Source organism: Comamonas badia DSM 17552, from assembly GCF_000484635.1.
Classification (GTDB): domain Bacteria; phylum Pseudomonadota; class Gammaproteobacteria; order Burkholderiales; family Burkholderiaceae_C; genus Comamonas_C; species Comamonas_C badia.
In genome coordinates this window covers 215,870-233,930 of sequence record NZ_AXVM01000006.1, presented here as the reverse complement: position 1 = coordinate 233,930, position 18,061 = coordinate 215,870, and the positions used below count along the sequence as shown (strand labels likewise).

The 18,061-nt window shown below is 67.0% G+C and carries 14 protein-coding genes and 1 other RNA gene; 5 read left to right on the top strand and 10 right to left on the bottom strand.

Annotation, left to right across the window (positions count from 1 at the left end; all coding sequences use genetic code 11):
* The first annotated feature begins 64 nt into the window (after positions 1–64).
* The 5 genes from purL (at position 65) to K320_RS0114105 (ending at position 5,547) form a co-directional block, all read left to right on the top strand.
* Positions 65–4,153: a phosphoribosylformylglycinamidine synthase gene (gene purL, locus K320_RS0114115; RefSeq protein WP_024539478.1), complete on the top strand. Its 4,089-nt coding sequence runs from the start codon at positions 65–67 to the stop codon at positions 4,151–4,153.
* A gap of 53 nt (positions 4,154–4,206) precedes the next feature.
* Positions 4,207–4,584, top strand: a transfer-messenger RNA (tmRNA) gene (ssrA, locus tag K320_RS18750).
* A gap of 303 nt (positions 4,585–4,887) precedes the next feature.
* Positions 4,888–5,106 carry a hypothetical protein gene (locus K320_RS19560; RefSeq protein ID WP_245593895.1) on the top strand — a complete coding sequence of 73 codons (219 nt, stop codon included), beginning with the start codon at positions 4,888–4,890 and terminating at the stop codon, positions 5,104–5,106.
* A complete protein-coding gene (locus tag K320_RS19555) occupies positions 5,076–5,225 on the top strand; it encodes a type II toxin-antitoxin system RelE/ParE family toxin (RefSeq protein WP_245593894.1) in 150 nt (49 codons plus the stop codon). The genes K320_RS19560 and K320_RS19555 overlap by 31 nt, the downstream gene beginning before the upstream one ends.
* A gap of 1 nt (position 5,226) precedes the next feature.
* The gene (locus K320_RS0114105; RefSeq protein WP_024539477.1) at positions 5,227–5,547 is read left to right on the top strand and encodes a helix-turn-helix domain-containing transcriptional regulator; all 321 of its coding nucleotides are present in this window, start codon (positions 5,227–5,229) and stop codon (positions 5,545–5,547) included.
* A 482-nt stretch (positions 5,548–6,029) separates the two neighbouring features.
* Here K320_RS0114105 and K320_RS0114095 read toward each other — a convergent pair whose 3' ends face one another.
* From K320_RS0114095 to K320_RS0114050, 10 genes are all read right to left on the bottom strand, one after another.
* Positions 6,030–7,334, bottom strand: coding sequence for a sulfate adenylyltransferase subunit 1 (locus K320_RS0114095; protein ID WP_024539476.1), 1,305 nt, complete (start codon positions 7,332–7,334; stop codon positions 6,030–6,032).
* On the bottom strand, positions 7,334–8,248 hold the full coding sequence (cysD, locus tag K320_RS0114090; RefSeq protein ID WP_024539475.1) for a sulfate adenylyltransferase subunit CysD: 915 nt from the start codon (positions 8,246–8,248) through the stop codon (positions 7,334–7,336). Before cysD ends, K320_RS0114095 begins: the two co-directional genes overlap by 1 nt.
* Complete coding sequence (locus tag K320_RS0114085; RefSeq protein WP_024539474.1) at positions 8,245–8,985, bottom strand: phosphoadenylyl-sulfate reductase; 741 nt, start codon at positions 8,983–8,985, stop codon at positions 8,245–8,247. Before K320_RS0114085 ends, cysD begins: the two co-directional genes overlap by 4 nt.
* Before the next feature lie 13 nt (positions 8,986–8,998).
* Positions 8,999–10,417: a siroheme synthase CysG gene (cysG, locus tag K320_RS0114080; protein ID WP_024539473.1), complete on the bottom strand. Its 1,419-nt coding sequence runs from the start codon at positions 10,415–10,417 to the stop codon at positions 8,999–9,001.
* 13 nt (positions 10,418–10,430) lie between these two features.
* Positions 10,431–12,146, bottom strand: coding sequence for an NADPH-dependent assimilatory sulfite reductase hemoprotein subunit (locus K320_RS0114075; RefSeq protein ID WP_051384947.1), 1,716 nt, complete (start codon positions 12,144–12,146; stop codon positions 10,431–10,433).
* A 123-nt stretch (positions 12,147–12,269) separates the two neighbouring features.
* Positions 12,270–14,111 (bottom strand): assimilatory sulfite reductase (NADPH) flavoprotein subunit, encoded by a 1,842-nt coding sequence (locus tag K320_RS0114070; RefSeq protein WP_024539471.1) that lies wholly within the window; start codon positions 14,109–14,111, stop codon positions 12,270–12,272.
* Positions 14,112–14,261: 150 nt separating this feature from the next.
* On the bottom strand, positions 14,262–15,344 hold the full coding sequence (locus K320_RS0114065; RefSeq protein ID WP_024539470.1) for a sulfate/molybdate ABC transporter ATP-binding protein: 1,083 nt from the start codon (positions 15,342–15,344) through the stop codon (positions 14,262–14,264).
* Positions 15,341–16,177 (bottom strand): sulfate ABC transporter permease subunit CysW, encoded by an 837-nt coding sequence (gene cysW / locus K320_RS0114060; protein ID WP_024539469.1) that lies wholly within the window; start codon positions 16,175–16,177, stop codon positions 15,341–15,343. Before cysW ends, K320_RS0114065 begins: the two co-directional genes overlap by 4 nt.
* Positions 16,174–17,052, bottom strand: coding sequence for a sulfate ABC transporter permease subunit CysT (cysT, locus tag K320_RS0114055; protein WP_024539468.1), 879 nt, complete (start codon positions 17,050–17,052; stop codon positions 16,174–16,176). The genes cysW and cysT overlap by 4 nt, the downstream gene beginning before the upstream one ends.
* Positions 17,049–18,029: a sulfate ABC transporter substrate-binding protein gene (locus K320_RS0114050; RefSeq protein WP_024539467.1), complete on the bottom strand. Its 981-nt coding sequence runs from the start codon at positions 18,027–18,029 to the stop codon at positions 17,049–17,051. The genes cysT and K320_RS0114050 overlap by 4 nt, the downstream gene beginning before the upstream one ends.
* Positions 18,030–18,061: the final 32 nt, after the last annotated feature.

Genomic DNA, 18,061 nt, shown 5'->3' with positions numbered 1-18,061 from the left:
CCTGCGCCAGCCCCAGTCAGCGGCGTGCGCGGGCGCCGGCTTTGCCCGACCGTCAGGCTCTTTCGTGTCCCTGCATATCACCCTGTTTGCCGGCAGCAATGCCCTTGGTTCCTTTCGCGCGGCCCAGCTGCTGCCCCAGCTGCGGGCCATCCATCCCAGGATCGGCGCCATGGGTGCGCGCTACCTGCATCTGGTGGCGACGGCGCAGGGACTGCAGGCGGCTGAACGCGAGCGTCTCGCGGCCCTGCTCACCTATGGCGAGGCCCATGAGGGCGAGGAGGGCGGCGAACGGCTGATCGTCGCCCCGCGCATGGGCACCATTTCGCCCTGGGCATCGAAAGCCACCGATATCGCGCGCAATTGCGGCCTGGCGGTGCAGCGCATCGAGCGCGTGACCGAATACCGGCTGGTGCTCAAGGGCGGGCCGCTGGGCGGCAAGACCGAGCTCACGCCCGGACAGCGCGCGCAGATCGCCGCGCTGCTGCACGACCGCATGACCGAATCGGTGTTTGCCACCCGCGGCGAGGCCGAACAGCTCTTCACCCGCCTTGAGGCCGAGCCCATGGCGCAGGTGGACGTGCTCGCCAAGGGCAGGGCGGCGCTGGTGCAGGCCAATACCGCCTGGGGCCTGGCGCTGGCGGATGATGAAATCGATTACCTCGTCAAAGCCTTCACCGAGCTCAGGCGCAACCCCACCGACGTGGAGTTGATGATGTTCGCGCAAGCCAACAGCGAGCATTGCCGCCACAAGATCTTCAACGCCGAGTTCACGATCGATGGCGCGCCGCAGGAGAAAACCCTGTTCGGCATGATCCGCCACACCGAGGCCAGCGCGCCGCGGCACACCATCGTCGCCTATGCCGACAACGCTTCCGTCATGGAAGGCTGGCAGGTACAAGAATTTGCAGCCAAATCGGCATCTAACGCAGATGCAGCAAACGCGAGCAGCTATCAAAAACAAGAGATGCTGCGCCATGTGCTGATGAAGGTGGAAACGCACAACCACCCCACGGCCATCTCCCCCTTCCCCGGCGCTTCGACCGGCGCCGGCGGCGAGATTCGCGACGAGGGTGCCACCGGCCGCGGCTCGCGCCCCAAGGCGGGGCTCACGGGCTTCACGGTCTCCAAGCTCTGGGGCAGCGAGGTGGGCAGACCCGAGCACATCGCCAGCCCCCTGCAGATCATGACCGAGGGGCCGCTGGGCGGCGCGGCCTTCAACAACGAGTTCGGCCGACCGAACCTTGCGGGCTATTTCCGTGAGTACGAGATGGTGGTCGATGGCGTGCAGCGCGGTTACCACAAGCCCATCATGATCGCCGGCGGGCTGGGCAGCATAGACGCGCGCCTGACCAAAAAAATTGCCTTCCCGGCAGGCACCCTGCTGGTGCAGCTGGGCGGCCCCGGCATGCGCATCGGCATGGGCGGCGGCGCGGCCAGCTCGATGGCCAGCGGCACCAACTCCGCCGATCTCGACTTTGATTCCGTGCAGCGCGGCAACCCCGAGATCGAGCGCCGCGCGCAGGAGGTCATCAACCAGTGCACGCTGCTGGCCGAGGCCAACCCCATCCTGGCGATCCACGACGTGGGCGCGGGCGGGCTCTCCAACGCCTTCCCTGAGTTGGTCAACGACGCCGGGCGTGGTGCGCGCTTTGATCTGCGTGCCGTGCCGCTGGAGGAATCGGGCCTGTCGCCCAGGGAAATCTGGAGCAACGAAAGCCAGGAGCGCTACGTGCTGGCGATCGCGCCGGATTCGCTGCCCCAATTCCAGGCGCTGTGCGAGCGCGAGCGCTGTCCGTTCGCCGTCGTCGGCACGGCGACCGAAGAGCGCCAGTTGGTCGTTGGCAATGTGGATTTACTCCTTTCCCCTCTGGGGGAAGGCAGGGATGGGGGCTTGCGCGCCAGTGATGCGCCCACGCCCCCACCCCAGCCCTCTCCCGACAGGGGAGAGGGCGAATACCCCGTGGACATGCCGATGGAAGTGCTCTTGGGCAAGCCGCCCAAGATGCAGCGGGACGTCACGCGCATCACACGCCAGGGTAAGGAATTGCCGCTGGACGACCTCCCGCTGGAAAAAGCGGTCATCGAAGTGCTCGCCCACCCCACGGTGGCGAGCAAGCGTTTCCTCGTCACCATCGGCGACCGCAGCGTCGGCGGCCTGACGCACCGCGACCAGATGGTCGGCCCCTGGCAACTGCCGGTGGCCGACGTGGCCGTCACGCTCGCGGACTACAGCGGTTTTGCCGGCGAGGCCATGGCCATGGGCGAGCGCACGCCGATCGCCGCGCTCGACGCCCCGGCCTCCGGGCGCATGGCGGTGGCAGAAGCCATCACCAACCTGCTGGCCGCGCCCATCGAACTGCCCCGCGTCAAGCTCTCCGCCAACTGGATGGCCGCCTGCGGCGAACCCGGTGAAGATGCTGCGCTGTACGACACGGTGCACTCCGTCGGCATGCAGCTGTGCCCGCAGCTGGGCGTCTCGATTCCCGTGGGCAAGGACAGCCTCTCGATGCGCACGCAGTGGAGCGATGGTGGCGCGCAGAAAAAGGTCGTCTCGCCCGTGAGCCTGATCGTGAGCGCCTTTGCCACGCTCGCCGACGTGCGCGGCACATTCACGGCGCAGCTTGACCGTACGGTGAAGGACAGCTCTCTCGTGCTGATCGACCTGGGCCGCGGCAGGATGCGCATGGGCGGCTCGGTGCTCGGCGAGGTGCTCGGCGCCCCCGGAACCACCACGCCCGACCTGGATGATGCTGAAGATATCAAGCGCCTCGTCGCCGCCATCAACGCGCTGCGCGCCAAGGGCCTGATCCTCGCCTACCACGACCGCAGCGACGGCGGCCTGATCGCCACCGTGGCCGAAATGGCGTTTGCGGGCCAGGTCGGCGTGGCGCTCAACGTGGACATGCTCGTGAGCGAGGGCGACGGCATCCAGGACGGCCGCATGGACAGCTTCGAAGCCAAGGACTGGACCAAGCAGATCAGCGGCCGCCGCGACGTACTCACGCTGCGTGCGCTGTTCAACGAAGAGTTGGGCGTGGTACTGCAAATCCGCACCGCCGAGCGCGAGGCCGTGATGCAGGTGCTGCGCGAGCACGGCCTGATCCAGTGCAGCCACCTCATCGGCAAGACCCGGCCCGCATCCTCGCCGATGCAGGCGGGCAAGGGCGAGCTGCAAGTCTGGCGCGACGCGAAGAAGGTCTTTGGTGCCACGCTCGAAAACCTGCACCAGGTCTGGGACACCGTGAGCTGGAAGATCGCCCGGGGCCGCGACAACCCCGCCTGCGCCGATGCCGAGCACGCCAGCGCGGGCGATCCGTCCAACCCCGGCCTGCACCAGCACCTGAGCTTTGATCCCGCCGAGGATGTCGCGGCGCCGTATTTGAACCTCTCCAAACCCCGCGTCGCCGTGCTGCGCGAGCAGGGCGTGAATTCGCACGTCGAAATGGCCTACGCCTTCACCGCCGCCGGATTCGACGCGGTGGACGTGCACATGAGCGACCTGCAGGCCGGGCGTGCCCAGCTCGCGGACTTCAAGGGCATCGTCGCCTGCGGCGGCTTCAGCTACGGCGATACGCTGGGCGCGGGCGTCGGCTGGGCGCGCTCCATCACCTTCAACGAGCGCCTGTCCGAATCCTTCCAGCAATTCTTCGGCCGCGCCGGCACCTTCGCGCTTGGCGTTTGCAACGGCTGCCAGATGTTCGCCGAGCTCTCCGAGATCATCCCCGGCGCCCAGGCCTGGCCGCGCTTCACCACCAACCAGAGCCACCGCTTCGAGGCGCGCCTCTCGATGGTGGAGGTGCTCGATTCGCCCAGCATCTTCTTTGCCGGCATGGCGGGCAGCCGCCTGCCCATCGTCGTCTCGCACGGCGAGGGCTACGCGAGCTTCGCGCAGCGCGGCGACGCGGCCGGCGTGGTGCGCGCGCTGCGCTTCGTGGATAACCACGGCCAAGTGACCGATGCCTACCCCGCCAACCCCAACGGCAGCCCCGAAGGCCTGACGGCGGTCACGACCGCCGACGGGCGCTTCACCGCCATGATGCCCCACCCCGAACGGGTGTTCCGCAATATCCAGATGAGCTGGACGTCCGGTGACGCCTCGGCCTTCAGCCCCTGGATGCGCCTGTGGCGCAATGCGCGCCGCTGGGTGGGTTGAATCGCCGCGCGCGGGTCTTGAAGTGGCGCACTCTGGCCTAAAATAGGCACCGAGGGGCTGTACCGGTTTCGACGTGGGTTCGGACGCGGTGTGGTGCATGTCGAGCTTGAGTGACGCTCGTAAATCTCCATTCACAAAAGTAACTGCAAACGACGAACGTTTCGCACTCGCCGCCTAAAACCGGTGAGCCTTGCAACAGCACGCTGATGGGCTGGGCAAGGGGGTAGCAATACCTCCAGGCTGCAAGGGAATTCACACCAGCTGGCCTCCTGCCGGGTACCTTGGCAGGGGGTAAGAAAAAAGGGTGCTGGCCTGGTACATAGCGTGCGCCTGCGCGATGTGCCGGGTAAGACACAAAACAGAACGCTAAACATGTAGATCTGCCCGAACAAGGCTTGCGGACGCGGGTTCAATTCCCGCCAGCTCCACCACTCACAAGGGTCTGGATAGTCTCCAGGCCCTTTTTCTTGCCTGAAATCCCCGCGCCACGCGGGGTTCCGGCCGATGGGCTTGCGGATACCGCCTCGCCGCTCGCCCCCCCGAAATCGGCAGTTTTCGGGCGATTTCTGCGCCAGAGCCGTCTCTTGTCTCTGTTTTGCTTGCGGGTAGGCGCAGCGCCAATCCGCCAAAATCAAGCACTTACGCGCCACGTTTCGCCGTCAACCGTGCCTGCCGGTCACACATCGAACCTGCCACAGTGGCGCAATGGGAACTTATACGTTACCATTTGGTCTATGAGCTACCAGATCAAAGAACTGCTGCTGGACGATGGCGGCAGCCCCTTCGCGCAGTGGCTCGGGTCGCTGGAGGCCGTTGCCGCCGCCAAGGTACGCGTAGCCGTCAGCCGGATGGAACAGGGCAACCTGTCCAGCGTTGAGTGGTTTCGTGGCATCGGGGAATACAAGATCGATTGGGGGCCGGCTTGCGCGTCTATCTCGCCAAGGACGGTCTGAAGATCATCATTCTGATCGGCGGCGGTACCAAGAAACGCCAGCAGCAGGACATTGACCAAGCCGTGGCGCCATGGGACGACTACAAGAGCCGCAAGGCATCAACCCAAAAAGGAAAGTGAGATGGCACTGACCCGTGATTTCAAAGAGACCGTGGCCGCGCGCGTGCAGAACGATCCGGCTTTCGCACAGGCACTGCTGGACGAGGCCATCACCCTGTTCGTCAATGGCGAACCGGAATCGGCCAAGCTGATCCTGCGTGACCTGGTCAATGCCACGGTCGGCTTCGAGGCGCTTGCCGAGGAAATTCACAAGCCCGCCAAGAGCCTGCACCGGATGCTGTCGCAGTCAGGCAACCCGACCATGAGCAATATCTCGGCAGTCTTTGCTGCCATCAAGCGTGCGCTCAAGGTCGAGGTGCACACTCAGATCGTGATGGCCTGATTTCAGGCATCAAACCTCGTCACCACCTCCTGCTGCGCCACCCAGTCGGTCGGCAGCGGGTTCCGCTGAAACCACAGCATGTGGGGCAGGGCGTGGAGCAACTGGACGAGGGCAATCTGTCGGGGCTGTTGAAGCTGAAATACGGCGGCTGAGCGATGCGGTGGTCGCGCTGGGCGATGCGAGCGCGGTGTAGCAGGTATTTGTGGGGTTTCGGCGCTATATGTATGCGCAGGCAGCTATCAAAATTGCTGTCTGAAAAGTCTGTCTGAAACTCCTTCCCTCTCTGGGGCTGAAGGCCGCGGCTCCAGTTCCGCCAGTGCGGAACCGGACGGCCTGAAGAGCGGCGGCGTCTCGCCGCCAGCACCGAGGCTGGGATGGGGGCTGGCAGTGGAAGCAAGAGACGGGCATGGAGTGCCCGAGCCGCAAGCCCTCACCCCTGCCCTCTCCCAGAGGGAGAGGGGGTCAAACGGCAGAACCCAGTTTCAACCCGCCAGCCGCACCATCCCCGCCGCCGCCGTCTGGTGGCTGGCGTCGTCGATCAGAATGAAGGCACCGGTGCTGCGCTCGTGGCGGTAGTCGTCGAGCGCCAGCGCGTCGCGCGTGCGGATCTGCACGCGGGCGATGTCGTTGCTCGTGAGTGCGCCGCTCCAGTCCACGGTGCTCAGTTCACGGATGTCGCGCTTGTGCGTCACGGCGGTGATGCGCGCCTGGGTGAGGCGCGTGCCCTGCTTGAGCCAGTACCAGCGCGCGGGGTTGAGCGCCTGGCGGTCGAGCCAGCACAGCTCGGCCTCGAATTCGCGCGCCACCAGCGGCTTGACCTCGCCCGCCACGATCAGATCGCCGCGTGAGACATCCACCTCGCGGTCGAGCACCAGAGTCACGCTGTCGCCAGCGGTGGCAGCCTCCTGCCGTTCATCGCCCCGGTGGATCGCCTGTACTCGGGCCGTTTCCCCGCTGGGCAGCACCGTCACCTCGTCACCCACGCGCAACTGCCCGCCCTGCAATTGCCCGGCATAGCCGCGGAAGGCGTTCTGCGTGCTGCCTTCGTGGCGGATGACCCATTGCACGAAGAAACGCAGGGCTTGTGCGCCCTGGGTGCGCTCCAGCGGCAGGGTTTCGAGCAGCGGCAGCAGCGGCGCGTCATCAAACCACGGCATGTGGGCGCTGGCCTCGACCACGTTGTCGCCGGTCAGCGCCGAGAGCGGCACGCAATGGGGCGCGGGAATGTCCAGCCGCTGGGCAAGTTCTGCCACCGACGCGCGGATGCGCTCGAACACCGCGCGATCCCACTGCACCTGGTCCATCTTGTTGATGGCGAAGACGATGTGGCGCAGGCCCAGCAACCTGGCCAGCGTGGCGTGGCGCTTGGTCTGGGGCAGCAGCTGGCCATCTTGCGCACGCCCGGCGTCGATCAGGATGACGGCGGCGTCGGCCGTGGAGGCGCCGGTGACCATGTTGCGCGTGTACTGCTCGTGGCCCGGCGCGTCGGCGATGATGAACTTGCGCGCCGGGGTGGCGAAGTAGCGGTAGGCCACGTCGATGGTGATGCCCTGCTCGCGCTCGGCCTCCAGGCCGTCGGTGAGCAGCGCCAGATCGAGCGCATCGGCCGGTGCGCGCGAGTAGCGCGAGCCGGAGATCGCCGCGATCTGATCGGCGAACACGCCCTTGCTGTCCAGCAGCAGGCGGCCGATCAGCGTGGATTTGCCGTCATCGACCGAGCCTGCGGTCACGAGGCGCAGCACGCCCTTGTTGCGGGCCTCGGGCCAGAGATCGTTGATCGCATTCATCAGAAGTACCCCATTTTTTTACGGCGTTCCATCGACGCTTCATTGAGCTGGTCGTCCATGCGCGTGGCGCCGCGTTCGGTGATGGTGGTCACGGCCGTTTCGGCAATGATGTCCGTCGGTGTGCTTGCATCCGATGCGACCGGGCAGGTGCAGGAGACATCGCCCACGGTGCGAAAGCGCACGCGCACCTGTTCCACGGTTTCACCCTCACGCGGCGGGGTCAGCGGCGTGATGGGGGCCAGCAGGCCCTTCCTGCGCACCACGGGGCGCACGTGGCTGTAGTAGATGGAGGGCAGCGCGAGGTTTTCGCGTGCGATGTACTGCCAGATGTCCAGCTCGGTCCAGTTGGAGATCGGGAATACGCGGATGTTTTCGCCAGCGTGCACGCGGGTGTTGTAGAGGTTCCAGAGTTCGGGGCGCTGGTTCTTCGGATCCCACTGGCCGAACTCGTCGCGGAAGGAGCAGATGCGCTCCTTGGCGCGGGCCTTTTCCTCGTCGCGGCGCGCGCCGCCGATGCAGGCGTCGAAACGGAATTCCGCTATCGCTTCAAGCAGCGTGGTGGCCTGCGCGGCGTTGCGCGAGTCGTTGGCGTGGCGCAGCACCACGCTGCCGCGGGCGATGGAATCTTCCACGCTGCGCACGATGAGCTGCTCGCCCAGCTCCGTGGCACGTTGGTCGCGAAAGGCGATGACTTCAGGGAAATTGTGGCCGGTGTCCACATGCAGCAGCGGGAAGGGAAACTTGCCGGGCCGGAAGGCCTTTTCCGCCAGGCGCAGCAGCACGCAGGAATCCTTGCCGCCGGAGAACAGCAGCACCGGACGCTCGCACTCGGCGGCGACTTCGCGCAGGATGTGGATGGCTTCGGATTCCAGCCAGTCGAGGTGGGTGCGGTTCAAGGTGGTGGCAGTGGTCATGGGTTTTCCTGATGGACGGCGCTCTCGTGGTGGCTGGCGTTCACGCTGGTGTGCAGGCCGCATTCCAGGCTGCTGCGCTGCTCCCACCACCAGCGGCCGGCGCGGATGTCCTCGCCGGGGCGGATGGCGCGGGTGCAGGGTTCGCAGCCGATCGAGGGGTAGCCCTGGTCGTGCAAGGGGTTGTAGGGAATCTCCAGCGCACGCACCACGGCCCAGATTTCCTCGGTGCTCCAGCTGGCCAGCGGGTTGTATTTGTGCAGGCCGAAGGCTTCGTCCCACTGCGCTTCGGGCAGTTCGGCGCGGGTGCCGGACTGTTCGCGCCGCTGGCCGGTGATCCACGCGGAATGGCCTGCGAGCGCGCGGCGCAGCGGCTCGACCTTGCGGATGTCGCAGCACAGCTTGCGCAGTTCCACGCTTTCGTAGAAGGCGTTGAGGCCGTGGGTGGCGATGTATTCACGCACCGCTTCGGGATTGGGGTGCATCACCTGGATCGCGATGCCGTAGCGCTGCGCCATGGTGTCCACCATGGCCAGCGTCTCCTGGTGCAGGCGGCCGGTGTCGAGCATGAAGATGGAGAGGCGCGTGGGCAATTGCATCAGCGCGTGAATCAGCAGCGTGTCTTCCACGCCCATGGATGAGGCGAGCAGCGCGTCCGGGTGCTCCTGCGCAATGCTTTCCAGCAAATTGAGCAGTGCGTTCCAGCGTTGCGCCAGAGGTGTGCTGAGGGGGGCGGCCATGGTGGTTTCCTCTTTATGCGGCCAGGGCAATGGCGGGTTGTTGGGCGGCTTCTGGCGTAAGCGTCTCGCCAAACCAGGCGAGCCGCTGGCCCAGGCGCGTGACCTCGCCCACGATGAAGAGAGCGGGTGAAGCCATCGCGTGTTCGCGTGCCTGCTGCGCCACGGTGGCGAGCGTGGCGTGCAGCGTGCGCTGCTGGGGGCGCGAGCCGTTTTCCACCAGCGCGCAGGGCGTGTCGGGTGCGAAACCCTGCGCGATGAGGCCTGCGCCGTGGCTGGCAAGGCGCTCCACGCCCATGTAGATCACTTGCGTGTGCCGGTGCGGTGCCTCTTCGCGTTCGGCATCGCCTTGGCGGTGTGCCGTGGCAAAGGTCAGGCTGTCGGCGGCGCCGCGGTGCGTGAGCGGAATGCCGGTGTAGGCGCCGCAGGCCAGCGCCGCGGTAATGCCGGGCACCACTTCGTAGGCGACGCCGTGCTGCTGCAGGGCCAGCAGTTCTTCGCCGCCACGGCCGAAGACGAAGGGGTCGCCGCCCTTGAGGCGCACCACCGTCTGGCCCTGGCGGGCGTGCCGCACCATGAGCGCGTGGATGCGCCGCTGCGTGGCTTCGTGGTCTTCGCCGGGGGTCTTGCCCACGCCGATGCGCAGCGCGTCGCGCCGGGCGAGCTGCAGCACCTCGGCGCTCACGAGCCTGTCGTGCAGGATCACGTCCGCCTCATTGAGCGCGCGCAGGCCGCGCAGCGTGAGCAGGCCGGGGTCGCCCGGCCCAGCGCCGACAAGCAACACCTTGCCTGCGGTGGTTTTTTCGCCTTGGGCAAGGGCGCGATGCAGCAGTGCTTCGGCCTTTTCAGGCTGGGCGGCACGCAGCGCATCGTGCACCGGGCCATCAAGCAGCCAGTGGTAGAAGCGCCGCCGCGCGATGAGGTCGGGGCGCGCCTTGCGGATGGCCGCGCGCTGGCGTTGGGCCAGGGCGGTGAGCCAGCCTATGGACGGTTCCACCAGCGATTCGATGCGCTCGCGCAGGCGCCGTGCGATCACCGGGGCTGCGCCGCCCGACGAAATGGCGATGGTGATGGGCGCGCGATCGACGATGGCGGGCACCTGGGCGCTGGAACGCGCGGCGTCGTCCACCACGTTGCACCAGAGCTGGCGTGCGGCGGCGGCCTGCGCCACGGCTTCGTTGAGCTGCGCGTCGCTGGTGGCGGCGATCACCAGCCAGGCACCGTTGAGCTGCTCGGGCGCGAAATCCTGCAGGCGCAGGGTGATCTGGCCGCTGGCCGCGCGTTCCTGCACGCGGCTGTGGGCGGCGCGGGCGAGCACCGTGACTTCAGCACCGGCGGCCAGCAACAGTGCGACCTTGCGCTCTGCGACGAGCCCGGCGCCCACCACCAGCACAGTGCGCCCGCGCAGGTCGAGAAACAGCGGAAAGTGCTCCATGATCCTGCTGCCTTCAGTACTGGATGGCGGGGCGGCGGCTCGGAGGCTGCACCACCTGGGCACGCGCGATGAAATCGCCGAAGTGCTCGCCCTCGTTGCGCTCCTGGGCAAAGCGCCCAAAGAGCTCGTCGAGCGCGGCGAGGATGACCTCTTCACCCACGTTTTCCTTGTAGGGCGCATTCAGGCGCTCGCCCAGGTGGTCGGCGCCCAGGCGCAGGTCGTACTTGCCGATGGCGCGGCCCACGAGCGCGATCTCGCCCATGTAGGGGCGCGAGCACCCGTTGGGGCAGCCGGACATGCGAAAGTGGATGGGCTCCTCGCGCAGGCCGTGCTTCTCCAGCAGCGCTTCCATCTTGCCGACGATGGTCGGCAGGTAACGTTCGGATTCGGCCATCGCCAGGCCGCAGGTGGGCAGGGCCACGCAGGCAATGGCGTTCAGGCGCAGGCCGCTGGCGCCGACGTGGTCGTCCAGGCCGTATTCCTTGACCAGCGCGTCGATCCTGGCCTTGTCCCTGGTGGCGACGCCCGCGATGATCACGTTTTGGTCGCAGGTCATGCGGAATTCGCCCTGGTGGATGCCGGCGATCGCGCGCAGGCCGCTCTGGCGCGGGTGGCCATCGACATCGAGCACGCGGCCGCTGGGGATGCGCAGCGTGAGGTTCCACTGTCCGCGCCCGGCTTCCACCCAGCCGAAGCGATCGCCGTTGTGCTCGAAGTGGTACGGCCGCGGCGGCTCGATGAGGAAGGGCAGGCGCGATTGCAGCTCGTCGTGATACCACTGCAGGCCTCGGTCGTCGATGGTGTATTTGAGGCGCGCGTGCTTGCGCTCGCCGCGGTCGCCGAAGTCGCGCTGCACCGCCACCGCGTGCCAGCAGGCCTCCAGCAGATGCTCCTTGGGCACGTAGCCGATCAGGTCGGCCAGCGCCGGGTAGGTCTTGGCATCGCCCGCCGTGGCGCCCATGCTGCCGCCGGGCGCGAGGTTGAAGCCCTGCAGTTCGTTCTTCTTGTCGAAGATGGCGATCAGGCCGAAGTCCTGCGCGAACACGTCGATGTCGTTGTAGGGCGGAATCGCGATGCCGAACTTGAACTTGCGCGGCAGATAGCTCTTGCCCAGCAGCGGCTCTTCGTCGTGCGCGCCGTCGCTGGTGCGCTCCTTCCTGTCTATCCACAGTTCCTGGTAGGCGCTGGTGCGGGGCTTGACGTGGTGCATCAGCTTGACCGCCCACTCATACGCCTGGGTCTGCTGCGCGGGCACGAGCGGGTTGACCGAGCAGATGACGTTGCGCACGTCGTCGCCGCAGGCCGCGAGCGTGGAAAGACCCGTGGCGTTGATGGCGCCGATCACGTCGCGCAGTTTTTCTTTCTTGATTTCATGGAACTGGAAGGTCTGGCGCGTGGTGATGCGCAGGCCGCCCTTGGTGTGCGCCGTGAGCGCATCCAGATCGAGCCACTGCTTGGGCGTGAGCACGCCACCGGGCAGGCGCACGCGCACCATGAAGCCGAAGTCGGGCTCCAGCTTCTGGCGGCGGCGCTCGTCGCGCACGTCGCGGTTGTCCTGCATGTAGCTGCCGTGGAATTTCAGCAGCTTGGTGTCGGGCTCGCTGATCGAGCCTGTCGTGCGGTCCGCCAGGCCAAGGTCTATGGTGCCGCGCAGGAAGCGGCTCTGCTCCTTGATGTGCTCCAGGGCAGAGAGCTTCTTGTTCTTGGTGATGGTCAGGGTATCGGTCATGAAAAGGGTGCAGGCTTCCTCGCGAGGGCGTGTTTCGCCTTCGCGGAGCAGGTTCAAAAAAGGGCGGATGGGGCGGATGCAGGCGTTCGCGGCCGAGGCCGCTCCCACAGCGCGGGCGGTCAATCAGTACACGTCGCGGGCATAGCGGCCTTCCAGCAGCAGGGTCTTCACCCACTGCGCGGCGTCTTCGGGGCTCTTGCCGCCATGTTCCGCCGCGATGTCGGCCAGTGCCCGCTGCACGTCGCCCGCCATGCGCTCGGCGTCGCCGCACACGTAGAAGTGCGCGCCGCCCTGCAGCCATTGCCAGACCTCGGCCCCCTGCTCGCGCAGGCGCTGCTGCACGTAGATTTTTTCGGACTGATCGCGTGAGAAGGCGACATCCAGGTGCGTGAGCGCGCCGTCCTTGGCCGCCTGCAGCCATTCGGTCTGGTAGAGGAAATCGCTGTGGCGGTGCGGGTTGCCGAAGAACAGCCAGTTGCGGCCCGTGGCACCGTCGCTCTGGCGCTGCTGCACGAAGGCGCGAAAGGGTGCCACGCCGGTGCCGGGGCCCACCATGATCACGTCGCGCGCGCCGTCGGCGGGCAGGCGGAAACGCTCGTTGGCCTCGATGAATACCGGCACCTGCGCACCTTCCTGCGCGCTGCACAAATAGTGGCTGCTGGCGCCCCAGCGGGTTTCCTCGTCCTTTTCGAACTGCACCAGCGCGATCGTGAGGTGCACCTCTTCATCCACCTGGGCCTGGCTGCTGGCGATGGAATACATGCGCGGCGCGAGCGGGCGCAGGGCCGTCACCAGGGCGTTGGCATCCCACGCCGTGGGCCAGGCGCGCAGCAGGTCCATGAGCTGCTGGCGGTTGAGCAGCGGTGCCAGTTCGGCATTTTTTTCCGGCTGCAGCAAGGCCTTGAGCGCCTCGTGGCCACCGCGCTCGGCCAGCGCAGCGACGAAGGGGCGCGTGACCAGCGTGAGCTCGCGCCGGTGCGTGAGCCATTCGGCGAGCGGCAGGGTCTCCTTGCCTTGCGTCACGGGCGTGCTGCCGTCGAGCTGCAGCAGTTGCAGCACGCGGTGCACGAGTTCGGGGGCCTGCGTGGGCCATACGCCCAGCGCGTCTCCGGGCTGGTAGTGCAGGCCGCTGCCTGCCAGCGAGAGCTCGATGTGGCGCACATCTTTTCCGCTGTGGCTCCCCACGATGCGCTGGTTCACCAGTACCTCGGCGAGGAAGGGGCGTTCACGCGACCACGAGGAATGCGTGGGGCGCAGCGTGAGCACTTCGGCACCGGGTGCCGGAACGACCGTTTGCTGTTGTGGTGCAAGCAAGTTGCGCGCTTGCTGCAGCGCGGTTTCGGCCCAGGGCGTGACGACGTAGTCCAGGTCCACATCGGCATCGGCGCGGTCCAGCACGCGCTTGGCACCCAGCGCGGCCAGGCGCTCGTCGATGCGCCGGCCTATGCCGCAGAAATCGACGTAGCTTGAATCGCCCAGCGCCAGCACGCTGTAGGAGAGCTCGGGCAGTTGCGGTGCGCGCTTGCCCATCAAAAATTCATAGAAGCCGCGTGAGTCGTCCGGCGGCTCCACGTCGTCGCCTTCGCTGTGCGTGCTGATCACGAGGTAGAGGAATTTCTCTTTCTTCAGCTCGCTCGTGCGGTAGGCATCGGCGCGCACGGTGCGCACCGGCAGGCCCGCGGATTTCACCTCGGCGGCAAGCTTTTCGGCCACACGCTTGGCGTTGCCCGTCTGGCTGCCATAGACGATGGTGAGCTGCTGCTGTACTGCCGTGTTGGCAGCGGCGGCCACCGGTGTGGCGGTGTGGGGTGTGGCGCTGCGCCCGCGTGCGGCGGCGCCCGCCATGAAGCCCGCCAGCCATTCCAGCGCCGGGCTGTCCAGCCCCCGCACCAGGTCCGCGGCGGTTTGCGCTTTCTCGCGCGAGATCGGCAGCACGTCGGGCAGGACGTCGGCAATCTGTGTCATGGAAACCCTCTCTGAGTCAAGCAAACGAGGCCCGCAATGCAGGCGTTTTCACAAATGTAGGCAAGCTCTTCTGCAATGGGAAGAATTGATTTTTCATAACTTAAGCAGTGGATCGAATAAAGAAAATTTCTAGCTGCTCGCGCTTGCCCATCAAGCGTTAGAGCCGAAAAACACCCTCGCTCTGGAAGGCCGCGCAATGAAGTGCCGGCAGCCGCGCGCGCGCAGGCGGTCGAACTCCTGGCTGGGCATCACCACCTCGATGATTTCCTGCGTGTCCTCGCGTGTGAGTTCAAGCTGCGCCAGCGGCCCCAGCGCCTGCGCACGCAGCAGGTTCACGCGCAATTCGCTGGCGTGCGCGGGGCGGTATTGCGGTGCGCAGGGCTCGATCTGAATCTCGTGCGGGCGCACGTAGGCGGTGCCTGGTGCATCGTGCGATGCGTCGCCGCCCGGCAGTGCAAAGTGCATGTTCCCCGAGCGCAACTGCCCGCCCTGCACCCGGCCATGAAACAGATTCATGTGCCCGAGAAAGCCGCAGACAAAGGCCGTGGCCGGTTCGTCGTACACCGCCTGCGGGCTGCCGCGCTGCTCTACCTGGCCACGGTTCATGATGACGATTTCATCCGCCACTTCCAGCGCCTCTTCCTGGTCGTGCGTGACGAAGATGCTGGTCACATGCAGCGTGTCGTGCAGGTGGCGCAGCCAGCGGCGCAGTTCCTTCCTGACCTTGGCGTCCAATGCGCCAAAGGGTTCATCGAGCAGCAGCACGCGCGGCTCCACGGCCAACGCGCGGGCCAAGGCGATGCGCTGGCGCTGCCCGCCCGAGAGCGCGGCGGGGCGGCGGTCGGCCAGCCAATCGAGCTGCACCAGTTGCAGCAGGTCCATCACCTTGGCGCGGATGGCGGCTTCGCTCAGGCGCTCGCGCGGGGGCTTCATGCGCAGGCCGAAGGCGACGTTGTCGAACACCGTCATGTGCCGAAAGAGCGCGTAGTGCTGGAACACGAAGCCCACCTGGCGCTCGCGCACATCGGCGTGCGAGGCGTCTTCGCCGCCCAGCAGCACCTGGCCGCTGTCGGGCTGCTCCAGCCCGGCGATGATGCGCAGCAGCGTGGTCTTGCCGCAGCCCGAGGGGCCGAGCAGGGCGGTGAGGTGCCCATCAGGGAAGGTAAGGGACACATCGTTCAGCGCCGCGAAGCTGCCGAAGCGTTTGTGGATGGAGCGCACTTCCATGCTCATGCCAATTCCTTTTGCAGCAGCGTGGCCTGTGCGCGCAAGCGCCATTCGGCCAGGGTTTTGAGCGCCAGCGTGGCCAGCGCCAGCAGCGCCAGCAGCGCGGCCACCGAGAAGGCGGCTGCGCCGTTGTATTCGTTGTAGAGAATTTCCACGTGCAGCGGCAGCGTGTTGGTCAGCCCCCGGATATGGCCCGAGACGATGGAGACCGCGCCAAACTCGCCCATGGCCCGCGCATTGCACAGCACCACGCCGTAGAACAGCCCCCAGCGGATGTTGGGCAGCGTCACATGCCAGAACACGCGCCAGCCGCTGGCGCCCAGCACGACGGCGGCTTCTTCCTCCTCGCTGCCCTGCGACTGCATCAGCGCGATCAGCTCGCGCGCCACGTAGGGGAAGGTGACGAACACCGTGGCCAGCACGATGCCAGGCACGGCAAACAGAATCTGCAGATCGTGTTCGTCCAGCCATGCGCCGAACCAGCCCGCGCTGCCAAACAGCAGCACCCAGGCCAGGCCCGCGATCACCGGCGAGACGGAAAACGGCAGGTCGATCAGCGTGGTGAGCAGCCCCTTGCCGGGGAAGTCAAAACGCGCAATCGCCCATGCCGCGCAGATGCCGAGCACGAGGTTGAGCGGCACCGCGATCAGGCTGGCGGTGAGCGTGAGGCGGATGGCGGAGAGTGCATCGGGCTCGGTGATGGCGGCCAGGCTGGCAGCCCAGCCCTTGGCCAGCGCCTCGCAAAAGACGGCGGCCAGCGGCAGCAGCAGAAAGACCACCAGAAAGCCGAGGCTGAGCGCAATCAGCCCCCGGCGCAGCCAGATGCCCCGCCGGTTCATGCCGCCCTCCGGCCCAGCGCGTGCGTGCGGCTTGCGCCCTGCAGCAGATTGATCGCCAGCAGCAGCGTGAACGAGATCGCCAGCATGGCCACGGCAATCGCTGTGGCACCGGCCACGTCGTACTGCTCCAGGCGTGTGACGATGAGCAGCGGCGCGATCTCCGACACCATGGGCATGTTGCCCGCGATGAAAATCACCGAGCCGTATTCGCCCGCCGCCCGCGCAAACGCCAGCGCAAAGCCGGTGAGCAGCGCGGGCAGCAGCGCGGGCAGCACCACATGCCAGACCACCTGCGCACGGCTGGCACCCAGGCTGCGCGCGGCCTCTTCGTATTCGGGCGCAAGGTCTTCGAGCACCGGCTGCACCGTGCGCACCACGAAGGGCAGGCCGATGAAGATCAGCGCCACGACGATGCCCGCAGGCGCAAAGGCAATCTGCAGGCCCAGCGGCGCGAGCCAGCGCCCCAGCCAGCCCTGCGGCGCGTACAGCGTGGCCAGTGCAATGCCCGCCACGGCGGTGGGCAGCGCAAAGGGTAGGTCCACCAGCGCGTCAATCAGCTTCTTGCCGGGGAAGGGATAGCGCACCAGCACCCAGGCCGTGAGCCCGCCAAAGACCAGATTCACCAGCGCCGCCAGCAGTGCGCTGCCAAACGAGAGGCGGATGGACGCCAGCACCCGCGGGCTGGAAATGCTGTGCCGGAACGCCTCCCAGCCGGGGCTGGCCGCATTCAGCACCACGGCCGCCAGCGGCAGCAGCACCACGAGGCTGAGCCAGGTGATGGTGAGCCCCAGCGTCAGCGCACGCCCCGGCAGCACGGCGGGCGCGCGGCGGGTGAATCGCATCAAGCGGGGCAGGGCAAGCGCGGCCATGGTCATGCTGCCCGCCAGATCTGATCGAACACGCCGCCCTCGGCAAAGTGCCGCTGTTGTGCGCTGGCCCAGTCGCCCGCCACGTCTTCCAGCGTGAAAGTGGCAAGCTGCGGCAGCCCCGTGCCGGATTGCTGCACAGTGCGAAAGTAGTGGCGTGCCGCGAGCTGCTGCGCCTTGGGTTGGTAGAGGGCTTCAAGATAGGCACGGGCGATCTGCCCCGTGCCGCGCCGCTCGGTCACCTGCTGCACCTGCGCCACGGGCAAGGTGGCCAGAATGCTGTCCGGCGGCGTGACCACTTCTATCGCCTGATCGCCAAACACCTGCAGCGCCAGATGCGCCTCGCTCTCCCACGCCAGCAGCACATCGCCCATGCCACGCACGATGAAGCTCATCGCCGCCGAGCGCGCGCCCGTGTCAAGCACCGGCACACGCGCAAAAAGCTGGCGCATGAAACCCTGCGCCGCCCGCTCGCTGCCACCGGTGCGCAGCGCATGGCCCCAGGCGGCAAACCAGTTCCAGCGCGCACCGCCGGAAATTTTGGGGTTGGGCGTGATCAGCGTCAGGCCGGGCAGCAGCAGATCGTCCCACCCGCGAATCCCGTGCGGATTGCCCTTGCGCACCAGAAACACGATGGTCGACGCCATGGGGCAGGCCTGCTGCGGCAGCGCCTCGCGCCAGCGGCCATCCACCAGACCTTGCCGTGCCAGCCGGTCCACATCGGGCGCCAGCGCCAGCGACACCACATCGGCGCGCAGGCCATCGAGCACCGCACGCGCCTGCGCGCCCGAGCCGCCGTGCGACTGGAGGATGGCAAGCGGCTCGCCCGTCCGCTCCTGCCACTGGCGTACAAACAGCGCGTTGTAGTCCGCGTAAAACTCCCGCGTCGCGTCGTACGCGGCGTTGAGCAGCGTGCGCTCACCCGCCAGCGCCTTGGCGAAGGGCGCGAGGGCGAGGGGCAGGGTAAGCCAGTGGCGACGCAGCATGCACGGAGGGGCTGTGGTGAAGGTCCGTGAGC

Bases quoted from the DNA above. Each gene is read 5' to 3' on its own strand.
- K320_RS19560 (WP_245593895.1), top strand. From the start codon at position 4,888: ATGAGCTACCAGATCAAAGAACTGCTGCTGGACGATGGCGGCAGCCCC.
- K320_RS0114105 (WP_024539477.1), top strand. From the start codon at position 5,227: ATGGCACTGACCCGTGATTTCAAAGAGACCGTGGCCGCGCGCGTGCAG.
- K320_RS0114095 (WP_024539476.1), bottom strand. From the start codon at position 7,334: ATGAATGCGATCAACGATCTCTGGCCCGAGGCCCGCAACAAGGGCGTG.
- cysD (WP_024539475.1), bottom strand. From the start codon at position 8,248: ATGACCACTGCCACCACCTTGAACCGCACCCACCTCGACTGGCTGGAA.
- K320_RS0114085 (WP_024539474.1), bottom strand. From the start codon at position 8,985: ATGGCCGCCCCCCTCAGCACACCTCTGGCGCAACGCTGGAACGCACTG.
- cysG (WP_024539473.1), bottom strand. From the start codon at position 10,417: ATGGAGCACTTTCCGCTGTTTCTCGACCTGCGCGGGCGCACTGTGCTG.
- K320_RS0114075 (WP_051384947.1), bottom strand. From the start codon at position 12,146: ATGACCGATACCCTGACCATCACCAAGAACAAGAAGCTCTCTGCCCTG.
- K320_RS0114070 (WP_024539471.1), bottom strand. From the start codon at position 14,111: ATGACACAGATTGCCGACGTCCTGCCCGACGTGCTGCCGATCTCGCGC.
- K320_RS0114065 (WP_024539470.1), bottom strand. From the start codon at position 15,344: ATGAGCATGGAAGTGCGCTCCATCCACAAACGCTTCGGCAGCTTCGCG.
- cysW (WP_024539469.1), bottom strand. From the start codon at position 16,177: ATGAACCGGCGGGGCATCTGGCTGCGCCGGGGGCTGATTGCGCTCAGC.
- cysT (WP_024539468.1), bottom strand. From the start codon at position 17,052: ATGACCATGGCCGCGCTTGCCCTGCCCCGCTTGATGCGATTCACCCGC.
- K320_RS0114050 (WP_024539467.1), bottom strand. From the start codon at position 18,029: ATGCTGCGTCGCCACTGGCTTACCCTGCCCCTCGCCCTCGCGCCCTTC.